Raw genomic sequence first — 13,788 nt, 5'->3', positions numbered from 1 at the left:
ATGAAACCGTTCAACATCATCCCCCACGACGTCAACATCGACTTCCTGCGCATGAAGTGGGTGGCGCTGGCCATCACCAGCCTGCTGGTGCTGGTCTCGATCGGCGCGATGGCGACCAAGAGCTTCAACTTCGCGCTCGATTTCACCGGCGGCACCGTCACCGAGCTGCGCTTCGAGAACGAAGTGGATATCGATGCCGCCCGCGGCCGGCTGGCCGAGGCCGGCTACGGCGATGCACAGGTTATTTCGTTCGGATCCGGCAACGACATCCTCGTGCGCATGCAACTGGAAGACGGCAGCGATGGCAGCAACCCGGCCGCCAACTCGGCGGCGGCCCGGGAGATCACCAACGCCGTCTCGACGCCGGACAACCCCGGCACCATCGTCCGCAGCGACTTCGTCGGCCCGCAGGTCGGCAAGGAACTCGCCCTCAACGGCATCTGGGCGGTGATCTTCGTGATCGTCGGCTTCCTGATCTACATCACCTTCCGCTTCGAGAAGAAGTTCGCGATGGCGGCGGTGATCACCTCCCTGCAGGACGTGTTGATCGTCACCGGCTGGTTCGCCATCACCGGCCACGAGTTCGACCTGACGGTGCTGGCCGGCATCCTCTCGGTGCTGGGCTTCTCGATCAACGACACCATCGTCGTGTTCGACCGCATCCGCGAGAATTTCCGCTCGACCCGTGCCGATGCGGCCACGATCATCAACAAGTCGATCAACGAGACACTGTCACGCACCATCATCACCTCGGTGGTGGCGTTCCTGACGGTGCTCGCGCTGTGGCTCTACGGCGGCGGTTCGCTGCGCGGCATGGCCGAGGCGATGATGATCGGCGTGGTCATCGGTACGCTGTCCTCGATCTTCGTGGCGTCCCCGCTGCTGACCCTGGGCTTTCTCAAGGTGACCAAGCAGGACCTGCTGCCGAAGGCGAAGGATGAGGCGGTGCTGGCACGCCGGCCGTAAACTGGCAGCGACATCTCAGCAAGCAAAAGGCCGCGCAATTGCGCGGCCTTTTTCTATGGGGCTTCCTGGAGGAGCGACGTCAGTCGCGACCTGTACATCATCTCCAGCGTTCGGTGGGTCGCGACTCGCGTCGCTCCTACAAGCGCGGGGAGGAGGGGTCAGTCGAACGAGCTGGCGTAACCGGTATTGACGATGCGCTGCTGCAGCAGGTTCGCGACCTTCAGGTTGCCGGCCAGCAGGGGACGGCCCGCGACGCCCCGGGCATCCATCGGCCCGGTGCCGCGTCCGCGGAAGTCGGTCACGGTGCCGCCCGCCTCTCGCACCATCAGGGCGCCGGCGGCGATGTCCCACGGCTTCACGCCCGCCTCGAAGTAGGCATCGGCGCGGCCGCAGGCCACGTAGGCCAGGTCCAGGGCTGCGGAGCCGGTGCGGCGGATGTCCTCGATCTCGTTCAGCAGGGTGTCCACGCACTTGAGCTGCGCGCTGGCACGGCTGCGCTCGCGTGGCGGGAATCCGGTCAGCACCATGGCGCCTTCCAGGTCCTTGCGGTCGGCCACGCGCACGCGCTTGTCGTTGAGGGTGGTGCCACTGCCGCGGCTGGCGGTGAACAGCTCGTTGCGCAGCGGATCGAAGATCACGCCGTGGATCGGTTCGCCGTTCTCCACCAGGCCGATGGAAACGCAGAAGTGGGGGATGCCACGCAGGTAGTTGCTGGTGCCGTCCAGCGGGTCGATGACCCAGGTGAACCGGCTGTTGCCGACCTTCGACTTCAGCGATCCACTCTCTTCGCCGAGGATCGCGTAGTCCGGCGTGGAGCGACGGAACTCCTTGATGATTTCCTTCTCGGCCAGCTCGTCGACTTCGCTGGCGAAGTCCATGCGGTCCTTCTCGACCACGTTCAGCGCGTCCAGCTTGTACATGTGGCGCAACAGGACGTTGCCGGCGGCGCGGGCAGCCTTGACCATGAGGGTGACGGCGGGTTTCTGCATGGCGAACGGCCTCTGGGGCTGAGGTGGGGAAGGGCTGGCGGGGATAAAGAGCAGCCGGCGGATGCACGATCGGGTCGTGGCCGGTCGCGCAGTTTACCATTGCCGGCATGACTGCCGATTCCCTTCCTGAACCCCTGCAGGGCGAACCTGCCCATCACCTGCGCATCGTGCTCGTGGGTACCCAGCATCCGGGCAACATCGGCTCCGCGGCGCGGGCCTTGAAGACCATGGGGCTGGGTCGGCTGGTGCTGGTGGCTCCGGAAAAGGCACCCAATGCCGAGTCGATGGCGCTGGCCGCTGGCGCCGACGACATCCTCGCCAGCGCCGTGACCTGCGCGACCCTGGCGGAGGCCGTGTCGGACTGCCGGCTGGTGCTGGGCTGCACTGCGCGGAGCCGGCGGGTCGCGCTGGACGAGCTGATGCCGCGCGAAGGTGCCACCCGCGCCGTGTCGGCGGCCAGGGCCGGACGGGAGGTCGCGATCGTGTTCGGCCGTGAGCGCACCGGTTTGGACAACGACGAGCTGCAGCTGTGCCATGCCGCCATCCATATCCCGGCCAACCCCGATTACAGCTCGCTCAACCTCGCGGCCGCCGTGCAGGTGGTGGCCTATGAACTTCGCCTCGCCCTGCTCGCGGAAAGGAGGGAAGAACCCGTCGGGCACGTCGATCCGCCTGCCACCCACGCGCAGCTCGAAGGGTTCTTCGAGCAACTGGGGGACACGCTCGATGCGGTCGACTTCCACAAGGGACGGTCCCCGGACTCGGCGATGCGCAAGCTCCGCCGCCTCTACCTCCGCGCCGATCTGGACGAACGCGAAGTCCGGCTGCTGCGCGGCATCCTGGCCGATTGCCAGCGCATGGCGATGCTGGCGGGACGGCGTTAGGCGCAGGGTCCGATAGGCGGACCGCAGGGCCTGCTGTATCGGCCGGGGCGGGGATGCATTAGGCTGCGCCGTCGCCTGTTGCCGGCGCTACCCGCGGGTTTCACCTTGCTCCCAAGCCTGCCTCGCCTCGTCTTCGCCCTGGTGGTGGGTCTTTCCCTCGCGGTGCCAAGGGCCGTGGCGGGCCCCGCGGACGGCGTGCTGGTGCTGGGACGGATCTCCGATGATCCGGTGGCCCATTACGACCAGCTCAAGCCACTGCTCGATTACGTGGTGCCGCGCATGGCCGGGACCGGCATCACGGAGGGACGCGTGCTGATGGCGCCGGATGCGCGCCAGATGGCGAGCTACATGCGTCGCGGGCAGGTCGACTGGGTCACCGAGACAGCCGGCTCGGGCATGCTCCTGAGCGACCGGGCCGGTGCCGAGCCGCTGGTGCTGACCGAGCGCGATGGCCGTAGCCACTACAAAAGCGTGTTCTTCGCCCGGCGCGACAGCGGGATCACATCGCTGGACCAGTTGCAGGGCAGGACCGTGGCGTTCCAGCGGCCTTCCTCGACCAGCGCCTATTTCGTTCCCGCCGGCGAACTGCTGGGGCGGGGCTACACCCTGGAGATACTGCTGTCGCCGACCGACGCCCTGCGGGGCGATGAGGTTGGCTACCTGTTCGCCCGCTCCGAGCTCAACATTTCCACCTGGGTCCACAAGGAGCTGGTCGACGTTGGCGTGATGAGCGATGTGGACTGGGCCAATCCGGCGCGCATGCCGCCGGCATTCAAGCCGGACCTCGCCATCATCGGTCGCTCCGACGATTACCCGAGGGCGGTGGAGATGGTTCGCCCGGACCTGGATGGGCCGGTGCGCGAGCGTTTGCGACAGGTGCTGATGGAAGCGGCCGGGGATCCAGCGGCTGCGGACGCCTTGCGGCAGTTCTTCGGTACCACCCGGTTCCTGCCAATGGACGCGACCTCCCGCGACGCACTGCAGGGAATCCGCTCGGGCGTACGACGCGTCAGGTCGGAGGTGGAATGAGCTTCCGCCACGGCCTCCAGGCCCAGTTCCTTATGCTGATCGGCGCCGCGCTGCTGGTGGTGCTGGCCCTGATGGCGCTGCTGCTGGAGCGCCAGCAAGCGATCCAGGCGGAGGTCCAGGTGCTCGGGCGCGAGGTGATGGAGACGGTTGCTGCCGAGGTGGTGCGCCGGCGCGGAAAGGGGCTGGTGGAGCCGTTGGCGGGCGCGTTGGCCAACCCCCTCTACTACTACGATCTCGATGAAGTGGGGCAACTGGTGCGTACGGCGCTGGCACAACCGGACATCGCCTATGTCCAGGTGTTCGATACCGAAGGCCTGCTCCTGCACGACGGCAGCGACGGGATCGAAGGGTACGGTCGGCGGCTGGATGATCGCTTTGCCCCGGCAGCGGTGACCGCCGGTGTGACCACCATCCAGCAGGACGCCTCGCTGATGGATGTCTCCGCGCCGATCCTGATCGGGCGTGAACGCATCGGTGGAGTCAGGGTCGGGTACGACCTGCGCAACTACCACGCCACCCGGGACCGGGCGCTGGGCGACCTTGCAGGGCGCCTGGAGGCACTGGGACGCAGGCAGTGGTGGTGGATGGGACTGCTGGGCGTGGGGCTGATGGTGGTTGCAGCCGCCGGATTGTGGTTCATCCAGCGGGCACTGGTCCGGCCGATCCGCGAGTTGGCCCGTTCGGCGGGAGAGATCGAGTCGGGCAACTTCAGCGCTCACTTCCCGGCCAGTGGTCGACGCGACGAGCTGGGGGAACTCATGCGTGCGCTGGGGCGCATGGGCCACAGCGTGGAGCGCCACGACCGCGAGATCCGACACCTGGCCTACACCGATCCCTTGACCGGGCTGGCGAACCGCCTGGCCTTCCGGGAGCTCCTGGAGGCGCGGTTGCAGGACACGCGGCCGCCAGCGGGAAAACGGCCCCTGGCGCTGCTGTTCGCCGACATCGACGACTTCAAGCGGGTGAACGATTCGCTGGGGCATGACGCCGGCGACGAAGTGTTGCTGCAGGTGGCCGCCCGCATCCGCCAGGTGGTCGAACAGCTGGGTGGCGAGCGCGCCGTGCTCGCGCGCTTCGGCGGCGACGAGTTCGTGGTGCTGGTCGAGCCCGACGATGGAAGCGATGCCCGCGCCGTCGCCACGCGGGTGGCGACCGCGCTGGTGGAGGCGCTGGCAGTACCGCTGCAGGTGCATGACCGGGACGTGTTCCTCGGCACCTCGATCGGCATTTCACTGTTCCCGGAAGACGCCGCCAGCGTGACCGGCCTGATGAAGAACGGCGACATCGCCATGTACCAGGCGAAGGTCGCAGGCAAGGATTGCTTCCGGTTCTACAGCCGGTCGATGGACCAGGCGGTCGAGCGTTGGGTGCACCTGGAACAGGAGCTCCGGGTGGCATGGGAGCGCGGGCAGCTCAGCATCGCCTACCAGCCGGTCTTCCGGCTGGGCGACGGGGCCCTGGTGGGAGCGGAGGCGCTGCTGCGCTGGAACCATCCGGAACTCGGCCTGGTGGCGCCATCGGTATTCATCGATGTCGCCGAACAGACCGGGCTGATCTCGGTGCTTGGCCCGCAGGTGCTGCAGGCGGCCTGTGCCGACGCCGCCACATGGTGCAGTGCCGAAGGGACCGAACCCTTGTTCGTATCGGTGAACGTATCGCCGAGGCAGTTGCGTGGTGGCGACCTGCCGGACGTGGTCAGCCGTTGCCTGGCCGAGACGGGCCTGTCCCCGCACTGCCTGCACCTGGAGCTGACCGAGACGGCGGTGATCGGCGACGAGGCCAACGCGAGCCTGATGCTCGATCAGCTGCGCGCCACTGGCGTCAAGGTCTGGCTGGACGACTTCGGGACCGGCTTCTCGGGCCTCAGCCACCTGCGCCGGGTGCCGGTGGACGGCGTCAAGATCGACCGCAGCTTCGTCGCCGACATCCTGCACGACCCCGACGACCTGGCGTTGACCACCGCGATCATCGCGATGGCACATTCGCTGGGCATCACCGTGGTGGCCGAGGGTGTTGAAAAGGAAGGCCAGTACGCGCTTCTGCGCGAGCGCGGATGCGACCTCGCCCAAGGCTACTGGCTGGGCCATCCGCTGGCATTGCCGGAGCTGCTGGCCCTGATCGGGCAGCCAACACCGCCGCGCGCGTGAGGTTCAGACCAGCAGGTCGACCCAGCGCGCCAGCACCCCGGCCAGTTGCCCCGACAACACCCCGAACACGCCCACCGCTACCGCACCAACGCCCCAGGCCACCGCCATGAGTCGGCCATCGCGCTCGAGCAGGGCGAAGGCGAACAGGAGCAGCAGCACCCCGAACAGATAATTGGTCAGGGGAATCGGGAGCGAAAGCAGCAGGCCGAGCAGGGCCAGCAGCAGCCCGGTCACGGCACTTGCAAGCCGATGGTCGAGCAGCACCGCGGCGCGGGGCCGTACGACCCGCTCCAGGCGATCCAGCCACGGCGCCAGCAGGTCACGGAAGCGGGCGACGGCACGCCGGTGCGGACCGCGCCTGGCGATGAACCCCGGCAACCATGGCGTGCGTCGCCCGACCAGCAACTGCAGCCCGACCAGGATGACCAGTGGCCCGGACACGGCACCGCCGACCCCGGGTACCGGTATGAAAGCGGGCAGGGTGCAGATGAACAGCAGCATCCCGAACGAGCGCTTGCCCAGCCCGTTGAAGACTTCCCCCAGCCGGACCCGGTCTTCCGGATCGCCAGCGGCGAAGGCGTCCAGCAGGCCCCTTGCCCCGGCCTCCTTGGAGGGCCTAGTGCCCGGCGCCATCATGCTCCTGGTCCTGCACGAGGTCCCGCGAGAGCAGCAGCTTATCGACGCGTGGCCCATCGAGGTCGACTACCTCCATGCGCCACCCGGGCCACGAGAACACTTCACCGACATTGGGAATCCGTCCGACATTGGCGATCACCATGCCGGCGGCGGTGTGGAAATCATGTTCATCCGCGCCCGGCACGAAGTCGCCGACCAGTTCGCGCAGGTCTTCGATGTGCAGGGAGCCATCGATCAGCCACGAGCCATCGGCGCGTTCGACTACCGGTGAGGAATCCGCCTCGTGGCTGTCGGAGGCGCCGCCCATGCCGGACTGCACCCGGCCGATCACCGCGCCCATCACGTCGTTGACCGTGACCACGCCGGTGACGTCGCCGTACTCGTCCACCACCAGCGCCAGCGACTGCTGCTCTTCCCGGAAGATCTCCAGCAACTTGAGCGCATGCGTGGACTCCGAGACGAACAGTGCCTCGCGCATGTCGCCGAACAGGTCGATCGGCACGCCGGGTTCCAGCGCCCGCAACAGCGATTTGGCCTCCACCACGCCGATCACGTCCTGGTCGCCGCCGCGCATCACCGGGAACCGCGAGACCGGTGAGTTCCGCATGGTCGCCAGGTTGTCTTCCAGTGGCGCCCCCGCGTCGAGCCAGATGATGCGTGTTCGAGGAGTCATCAGGCTGTCGGCGGTGCGGTCGCCCAGGCCGAGCACCCGGTTCATCATCTTGTGTTCGTCGGCGTCGATCACGCCCTGCTCGTGGCTCTCGCTCACCAGCATCCGGATCTCCTCTTCGCTGACGTTCGAGGCCTCGCTGTTCTGCAGGCGCAGCAGGCGCAGCACGCCGCGGGTGCTGACCGTCAGCAGCCACACCGCAGGGGTTGCGATGCGCGAGATCCAGTGCATTGGCGGGGCCACGAAGGCGGCCAGTTTTTCCGGCGCCAGCAGCGCAAGCCGCTTGGGCAGCAGCTCACCCAGTACGATCGTCAGGTAGGTGATCAGCCCGACCGCCAGTACCGTGCCGGTGTTGTCGGCGTAGTCGCCCAGTATCGGAAGGTGCGCTGCGAGCCACTCGCCGATCGACGCGCCGATGGCGTCGCCGCCGTACATGCCGGTCAGGATCGCCACCAGGGTGATGCCCACCTGCACGGTGGACAGGAACCGCTCGGGATGCTCGGCCAGGTCCAGTGCCCGGGCCGCACTCCGGCTGTTGGCGCCAAGCTGGCGCAGCCGCGGTTTGCGGGAGGTGACCACCGACATTTCCGACAACGCGAAAAACGCGTTGATGGCGATCAGCAGCAGTACGACGATGAGCTCGATCATCCGGGGCGACCCGTCCCGGGCTCAATCGGATCGGGCGGGCGGCACTGCCTGCCTGCGGGGAAGGCATGCCCCGGTCGAGGGCAAGGGTCGTCGTCCATTGGGAATCGGGTGCGATTGCGCGCCGGAGGGGCGCCGCCGGAGTTTAACAGCAGGCGCCTGGTGGCCCCGGCGGGCGGCGAGGGGGGCAGCGGGACTGTCTTCGAACCGTCATAATCCCGCGGTTGCCGCAGGGTGCCCCTGACGGCCCGTGTCCCCACGATGCACCGCCGCCTGGCAAGACGAGGTCCTTCAATGTTCTCCCTGCAAACCATGTTCGGCCAAGGCAACCAGTTCTATGCGCTGCTCGAGGAGGCCGCGGTGGCCGCCCACGACAGCACCCGGGCCCTGCACGAGATGCTCAAGGGGTCCGAGCGGCAGCCGGCGCTGGACGCGTTCAGGCTGGCGCGCCAGCGGGAGCGTGATGCTTCTGCCCAGATCAGCCAGGAGCTGGTGGACAGCTTCATCACCCCGATCGAGCGCGAGGACATCGAGGCGCTGGGTTCGGCGCTCTACAAGATCCCGAAGCAGGTGGAGAAGTTCGCCGACCGCTATTCGCTCGCGATCCAGCACCTGGAGCACATCGACTTCGCACCGCGCGCGGCAATGCTCGAGCAGGCGTCCTCGGTGGTGGTGGAGATGGTCCGGCTGCTGCCCAGGATGAAGCTGGAGCCGATGAAGGCCCTCAGCGACAAGCTGCGCGCGCTCGAGAACGAGGCCGACCGCCTGATGCTCGAGCTATACCGCGACATCTACTCGGGCAAGCTCGACCCCTTGCAGATGTTCCTGCTCAAGGAGTTCTTCGAGATCCTGGAAAAGGCGATCGACCGTTGCCGGGAAGCCGGCGTGGTGGCGTACGAAATCGTCCTGAAGAACTCCTGAGGTCTCCGGGATGCTCACCCTGGTCATGACGGTGGTGCTGGTCGCGCTCGCCTTCGAGTACATCAACGGCTTCCACGACACCGCCAATTCGATCGCGACCGTGGTCGCCACCAAGGTGCTGACGCCGATGCAGGCGGTGGGCCTGGCGGCCAGCATGAACCTGCTGGGGGCGTTGGCCGGCACCGCGGTCGCCAAGACCATCGCGTCGGGGCTGATCGACGTCGGCGTGGTGGAGGTGGGTTCGCAGCTCATCCTGTGCGCGCTGCTGGGCGGCATCGTCTGGAACCTGATTACCTGGTGGCTGGGCCTGCCATCGTCTTCGTCGCACGCGCTGATCGGCGGGCTGGTGGGCGCGGCACTGGCGGCTGCAGGCAACAATTTCGGGGCGATCATCTGGTCTGAACCCGCCGAGCCCGTTTACCGGAGCGCGGGCGTGCTCTGGAAGGTCATCGTGCCGATGGTCAGCTCACCCCTACTCGGCTTTGTCGCCGGCTTCCTCGTGATGGGCGTGCTGTTCTTCCTGATTTCGATGATGGCGCGCAGTGGCGGGGTGCTTGCCCGGCTGGCCCGCCCCCGCTGGGTCAACGGCTTCTTCGGCAAGAGCCAGATCGTCAGTGCCGCCGGCATGGGGTTTGCCCACGGCATGAACGATGCGCAGAAGACCATGGGCATCATCGCCCTGACCCTCGTGAGCGCCGAAGCCACCGGCGTGCTCGACGACCTTCCGGCGATGCTCGCTTTCCTGCATCCATCGCCCGGGGCGCTCGCCGAGGGCGACATCGACCTGTGGATCAAGATCACCTGCGCACTGGTCATGGCCGCCGGTACCGCGGCGGGTGGCTGGCGGATCATCAAGACGCTCGGCCACAAGCTGGTCAAGTTGCACCCGATCCACGGCTTCGCGGCCGAGACCAGCGCCGCCTCCGTGATCCTCGCGGCGTCCTCGCTGGGTATCCCCGTGTCGACCACCCACAACATTTCCTCGGCCATCATGGGCGTGGGCACGGCCAAGCGCTTCAACGCCATCAAGTGGACGGTGGTGGAGAAGATGATCTGGGCTTGGATCCTGACGATCCCGATGGCCGGGGGCATCGCCTACCTGCTGTTCCGCCTGCTGGTGGCGATGGGTTGGGCCTGAGCGGATTCCCGCTCCGCGGCGTGCCTCAGAGCACGTCGCCCTCGGCCGACAGCACGCGCTCCATGCTGTCGCCGAGCCCGCCGATCTCCAGCACCAGCCGGTGTACCTCCGCCGCGTCGAGGCCCTCGAACGGGCGGTTTTCGCACAACTGCAGGTAGGGCACCCCTTCCATGTCGCCGATGGCGAGGTAGCCCACGCGGCTCTGCCAGTTGAAGACCAGTGCCTTGGCGGCGTCCAGCCCGGCGGCGGGCGCGACCGCGGTGCTGACGCGGAGATAGGGCCGGCCGTCGTCGTCCTCGAGCTGGGACAGGAAGATCGCCTGGTGCCGGGTGCCCTGTTCCAGCGAGAGCTCGACGCACACCACGCCCTCTTCCTGGATGGTGGTCTGGAACTCCGCCTGGCGCAGGTGATGGCGGATCTGGTCGAAGTTCTGCATGAGGCGGCTCCCGTTGCGGAGGCCCTATGCTACCGCGATGACCCCGGGCTCCCCTGCAGACGCTTCCGCCGAACGCATCCTCGCCGCCGTGCACGCGATTCCGATTGGCCAGGTCGCCGGCTACGGCGAGGTCGCACGCCGTGCCGGGCTTCCGGGGCGGGCGCGACTGGTGGCGAGGCTGCTGGCCGGCAACGAGGATCCGCGGCTGCCCTGGCACCGGGTACTGCGCTCTGACGGCCGCATTGCCTTCCCGGCCGGTTCGACCGGCTTCATCGAGCAGGAGCGCCGGCTGCGGGCCGAAGGCGTCCGGGTGGTTGCGGGGCGGGTGAAGGGGCAGCGCATCGCCACCAGCGTCGACGAGCAGGTCTGGGGCCCCGGCTGAGCCCACGCGGACGACGGCCTCACATCGCCCGGGTACCATGGCGCCATCTTCAGGAGGCGCGATGTTTTCCAACCTGCCGGCCGTGACCAAGGCCCTGCTCATCGCCAACGGACTGGTGTTCGTATTGCAGCTTGTCGCCGGTGGAGCGCTTGCACCCTTCATGCTCTGGCCGCTGGGGAGCGGGGGCGATCCCTACTCCGCGGGCGGCTTCCTGCCCTGGCAGCTGGTGACCTACGGGTTCATGCATGGCGATATCGGCCACCTGCTGTTCAACATGCTTGCGCTGCTGATGTTCGGTGCGCCGTTGGAGCACACGTGGGGCGACAAGCGCTTCCTCACCTACTACCTGGTCTGCGTGGTCGGCGCGGCGCTGTGCCAGCTCGCCGTGGGTGCATGGATGATGTCGGAGGGCGCGCCGCCGTATCCGACACTCGGCGCTTCGGGTGGCGTGTTTGGGCTGCTGCTGGCCTACGGCATGCTGTTCCCGCACCAGCGCGTGATGCTGCTGATCCCGCCGATCCCGATGAAGGCGCGGACCCTGGTAATCGTCTACGGGGTGATCGAGCTGTTGCTCGGCTTCAGCGGCCTGCAGCCCGGCGTCGCCCATTTCGCCCACCTGGGGGGCATGCTGTTCGGCTGGCTGTTGATCCGGTACTGGCGCGGGCAGCCGCCGTTCGGGCGACGTGGCCCACCGCGGCCGCGCATCGTGCGCTGAGCCGGTCGCCACAAAGACGAAGGCCCGGGAAAACCCGGGCCTCTGCCTTCTGGCCGACGAGGATGGCCAGATTCCTTCAGACCTGCGGACTTACCAGATCACCACCTGCTGGTCGCCCTGGCGCACCATCGGCTGGCCCGGCTTGCACTCGAACGCCGCGGCGAAGGCCGGCAGGTTCGAAGGCGCACCCATGGCGCGGAAGTTGGCCGGTGCGTGCGGGTCGGTGTTCAGGCGCACCTTCAGCTCGTCTTCCGTGAAGTTGCGACGCCACACCGTGGCCCAGTTGGCGAAGAAGCGCTGGTCGCGGCTCATGCCGTCGGTCATCGGATCCTCGGTGCCTTCGGTCGCCTTCTTCATGGCGTCGTAGGCCACCGCCAGGCCACCCAGGTCGGCGATGTTCTCGCCCAGGGTCAGCTTGCCGTTGACGTTCTGGCCCGGCATCGCCTCGTAGGCGTCGAACTGCGCGACCAGCTGGTCGGTACGGCCGGTGAAGCCCTTCGAATCTTCCTCGGTCCACCAGTTCTCGAAGTTGCCGGTCGGGCCGAAGCGGCTGCCCTGGTCGTCGTAGCCGTGGATCATCTCGTGGCCGATCACCGCGCCGATGCCGCCGTAGTTCATCTCCGGGGTGGCGTCCGGATCGAAGAACGGCGGCTGCAGGATCGCGGCCGGGAAGACGATCTCGTTGGCCAGCGGGTTGTAGTAGGCGTTGACCGTCTGCGGGCTCATGCCCCATTCGGACTTGTCGACCGGCTCGCCGATCTTGCCCAGCTGCCACTTGTAGTTGAACTCCTGGGCAGCCAGCACGTTCTCGATGTAGCTGTCGCGGCTGGTCTCCAGGCCGCTCCAGTCACGCCACTTGTCGGGGTAGCCGACCTTCGGCGTGAAGCTGGCCCACTTCTCGATGGCCTTCTTCTTGGTCTCGTCGCCCATCCAGTCGAGGTTTTCGATGCGGGTCTTGAGCGCGTCGCTGAGGTTGCCGACCAGCTCTTCCATCCGTGCCTTGGAGTCGGCGGGGAAGGCGACGTCGACGTACATCTGGCCGAGGGCTTCGCCCGCCTGGCCGCCGATGGTGTCGAGCACGCGCTTTTCGCGCTCCTTCATTTCCTTCTGGCCGCGCATGGTCTGGCTGTAGAACTTGAAGTTCTCTTCGGCGAACTCGTCCGACAGGTACGGCGAGGCACCGTCCACGGTGTGGAAGCGCAGGTAGCTCTGCCACTGCTCGGCCGGCACGTCGGCCAGCATTTCGCTGACTTCCGCGTGGAAGTCGGGCATGGCGAACGAGAACATCTCGGGGGTCGCAACGCCCTGCGATTCGAAGAAGCGCGTCCACGGGAAGTTCGGCGCGATCTCGTCGGCCTGCGCCGGGCTGACCGGGTTGTAGTACAGCGAAACGTCGCGCGACATCTCTTCGCTGGACTTGGAGACTTCGGCCAACCGGGTCTCGAAGGCGATCACGTCCTTGGCCTGGCTCGCGGCCTCGTCGGCCGGGATGCCGGACAGTTCCAGCACCTTGGCGACGTGCTGCTCGTAGGCGGCCAGCTTGTCCTGCTTGTCGTCGTCGAAGTAGTAGCCGCGGTCCGGCAGGCCCAGGCCACCCTGGGTCGCATAGGCGATGTTGAGGTCGGAGTTCTTGAAGTCGGCTTCCGGGCCGAAGCCGAACAGGAAGCTCTCGCCACGCGCTGCGCTGGTGCGCAGGTATTCGGCGATCGCCTCCTGGCTGTCCAGCGCTTCGATCTGCTCGAGCCGCGACTTGATCGGTTCGATCCCCTGGGCGTTGATCTTCTCCGCGTCCATGCCGGTGGCCCAGAAGTCGCCGACGATGTTCTCAACGCCATCGTTGGCGTCCATCGCGGCGGCCTGTTCGGCCAGCTGGCGCTGGATGGCGGTGGAGCGCTCGGCGAGCATTTCGAAGGCGCCCCACGAGGTGCGGTCACCGGGGATCTCATTGGCCTCCAGCCACTTGCCGTTGACGTAGCCACCGAAGTCGGTGCATGCGTCCACGGAGGTGTCGAGGTCGGACAACTGGAAGCGGTTGACGCCCGGCAGGTTGCTCTCGTCCAGGGTCAGGGTGGCTTCGTTGCCTGCTTCGGGCGCAGCGGTGGTGCCCGCGGCCGGTGCGGCATCGTCCCCCGAGCAGGCGGACACGGCGGTGGCGATGGCGAGCGAAAGCAGCAGGACTTGCGGTTTCTTCAGGGTCACGGGTAACTCCGGACATGGATTTCGGAAGGGC

At 67.3% G+C, this 13,788-nt stretch carries 13 protein-coding genes; 8 read left to right on the top strand and 5 right to left on the bottom strand.

Translation table 11 applies throughout. From position 1 onward, the window contains the following. Positions 1–966, top strand: a complete 966-nt coding sequence (gene secF, locus B5D37_RS03720) for a protein translocase subunit SecF (protein ID WP_078757315.1) — start codon at positions 1–3, stop codon at positions 964–966. A gap of 158 nt (positions 967–1,124) precedes the next feature. Here secF and B5D37_RS03715 read toward each other — a convergent pair whose 3' ends face one another. After that, positions 1,125–1,955, bottom strand: a complete 831-nt coding sequence (locus B5D37_RS03715; protein ID WP_078757314.1) for an inositol monophosphatase family protein — start codon at positions 1,953–1,955, stop codon at positions 1,125–1,127. A 107-nt stretch (positions 1,956–2,062) separates the two neighbouring features. Between B5D37_RS03715 and B5D37_RS03710 the strand changes: the two genes are divergently transcribed. The 3 genes from B5D37_RS03710 to B5D37_RS03700 all read left to right on the top strand — a co-directional run bounded on the left by B5D37_RS03710 (position 2,063) and on the right by B5D37_RS03700 (position 6,015). Next, on the top strand, positions 2,063–2,839 hold the full coding sequence (locus tag B5D37_RS03710) for an RNA methyltransferase (RefSeq protein WP_078757313.1): 777 nt from the start codon (positions 2,063–2,065) through the stop codon (positions 2,837–2,839). Between the two features lie 105 nt (positions 2,840–2,944). Next, the gene (locus B5D37_RS03705) at positions 2,945–3,868 is read left to right on the top strand and encodes a phosphate/phosphite/phosphonate ABC transporter substrate-binding protein (protein WP_143814108.1); all 924 of its coding nucleotides are present in this window, start codon (positions 2,945–2,947) and stop codon (positions 3,866–3,868) included. Continuing rightward, on the top strand, positions 3,865–6,015 hold the full coding sequence (locus tag B5D37_RS03700; protein ID WP_078757311.1) for a putative bifunctional diguanylate cyclase/phosphodiesterase: 2,151 nt from the start codon (positions 3,865–3,867) through the stop codon (positions 6,013–6,015). Before B5D37_RS03705 ends, B5D37_RS03700 begins: the two co-directional genes overlap by 4 nt. A gap of 3 nt (positions 6,016–6,018) precedes the next feature. Here B5D37_RS03700 and B5D37_RS03695 read toward each other — a convergent pair whose 3' ends face one another. Next, positions 6,019–6,648, bottom strand: a complete 630-nt coding sequence (locus B5D37_RS03695; RefSeq protein WP_143814107.1) for an exopolysaccharide biosynthesis protein — start codon at positions 6,646–6,648, stop codon at positions 6,019–6,021. Then, a complete protein-coding gene (locus B5D37_RS03690) occupies positions 6,632–7,969 on the bottom strand; it encodes a hemolysin family protein (protein WP_078757309.1) in 1,338 nt (445 codons plus the stop codon). The genes B5D37_RS03695 and B5D37_RS03690 overlap by 17 nt, the downstream gene beginning before the upstream one ends. 291 nt (positions 7,970–8,260) lie before the next feature. Here B5D37_RS03690 and B5D37_RS03685 point away from each other — a divergent pair, with 291 nt between their 5' ends. Together B5D37_RS03685 and B5D37_RS03680 are read left to right on the top strand one after the other, a co-directional pair. Continuing rightward, positions 8,261–8,887 carry a DUF47 domain-containing protein gene (locus B5D37_RS03685; protein WP_078757308.1) on the top strand — a complete coding sequence of 209 codons (627 nt, stop codon included), beginning with the start codon at positions 8,261–8,263 and terminating at the stop codon, positions 8,885–8,887. Positions 8,888–8,897: 10 nt separating this feature from the next. Beyond that, a complete protein-coding gene (locus B5D37_RS03680; protein ID WP_078757307.1) occupies positions 8,898–10,025 on the top strand; it encodes an inorganic phosphate transporter in 1,128 nt (375 codons plus the stop codon). Between the two features lie 25 nt (positions 10,026–10,050). On the opposite strand, the gene B5D37_RS03675 is transcribed toward B5D37_RS03680, so the two are convergent. Continuing rightward, the gene (locus B5D37_RS03675) at positions 10,051–10,461 is read right to left on the bottom strand and encodes a hypothetical protein (RefSeq protein WP_078757306.1); all 411 of its coding nucleotides are present in this window, start codon (positions 10,459–10,461) and stop codon (positions 10,051–10,053) included. A gap of 37 nt (positions 10,462–10,498) precedes the next feature. On the opposite strand from B5D37_RS03675, the gene B5D37_RS03670 reads away from it, so the two are divergent. Continuing rightward, positions 10,499–10,843, top strand: coding sequence for an MGMT family protein (locus B5D37_RS03670; protein WP_078757305.1), 345 nt, complete (start codon positions 10,499–10,501; stop codon positions 10,841–10,843). Between the two features lie 61 nt (positions 10,844–10,904). Next, a complete protein-coding gene (locus B5D37_RS03665) occupies positions 10,905–11,558 on the top strand; it encodes a rhomboid family intramembrane serine protease (protein WP_078757304.1) in 654 nt (217 codons plus the stop codon). Between the two features lie 90 nt (positions 11,559–11,648). Here the strand turns inward: B5D37_RS03665 and B5D37_RS03660 are convergent, their stop codons facing one another. Next, positions 11,649–13,733, bottom strand: a complete 2,085-nt coding sequence (locus tag B5D37_RS03660; protein ID WP_078757476.1) for a M13 family metallopeptidase — start codon at positions 13,731–13,733, stop codon at positions 11,649–11,651. Positions 13,734–13,788 lie beyond the last annotated feature (55 nt).

This window comes from Lysobacter spongiicola DSM 21749, assembly GCF_900167055.1.
Classification (GTDB): Bacteria; Pseudomonadota; Gammaproteobacteria; order Xanthomonadales; family Xanthomonadaceae; genus Novilysobacter; species Novilysobacter spongiicola.
The sequence above is the reverse complement of the archived record's forward strand: the minus strand, read 5'-3'. Positions and strand labels throughout refer to the sequence as shown.

Coding starts and splice junctions, on each gene's coding strand:
- secF (WP_078757315.1), top strand. CDS start 1: ATGAAACCGTTCAACATCATCCCCCACGACGTCAACATCGACTTCCTG.
- B5D37_RS03715 (WP_078757314.1), bottom strand. CDS start 1,955: ATGCAGAAACCCGCCGTCACCCTCATGGTCAAGGCTGCCCGCGCCGCC.
- B5D37_RS03710 (WP_078757313.1), top strand. CDS start 2,063: ATGACTGCCGATTCCCTTCCTGAACCCCTGCAGGGCGAACCTGCCCAT.
- B5D37_RS03700 (WP_078757311.1), top strand. CDS start 3,865: ATGAGCTTCCGCCACGGCCTCCAGGCCCAGTTCCTTATGCTGATCGGC.
- B5D37_RS03695 (WP_143814107.1), bottom strand. CDS start 6,648: ATGGCGCCGGGCACTAGGCCCTCCAAGGAGGCCGGGGCAAGGGGCCTG.
- B5D37_RS03690 (WP_078757309.1), bottom strand. CDS start 7,969: ATGATCGAGCTCATCGTCGTACTGCTGCTGATCGCCATCAACGCGTTT.
- B5D37_RS03685 (WP_078757308.1), top strand. CDS start 8,261: ATGTTCTCCCTGCAAACCATGTTCGGCCAAGGCAACCAGTTCTATGCG.
- B5D37_RS03680 (WP_078757307.1), top strand. CDS start 8,898: ATGCTCACCCTGGTCATGACGGTGGTGCTGGTCGCGCTCGCCTTCGAG.
- B5D37_RS03675 (WP_078757306.1), bottom strand. CDS start 10,461: ATGCAGAACTTCGACCAGATCCGCCATCACCTGCGCCAGGCGGAGTTC.
- B5D37_RS03670 (WP_078757305.1), top strand. CDS start 10,499: ATGACCCCGGGCTCCCCTGCAGACGCTTCCGCCGAACGCATCCTCGCC.
- B5D37_RS03665 (WP_078757304.1), top strand. CDS start 10,905: ATGTTTTCCAACCTGCCGGCCGTGACCAAGGCCCTGCTCATCGCCAAC.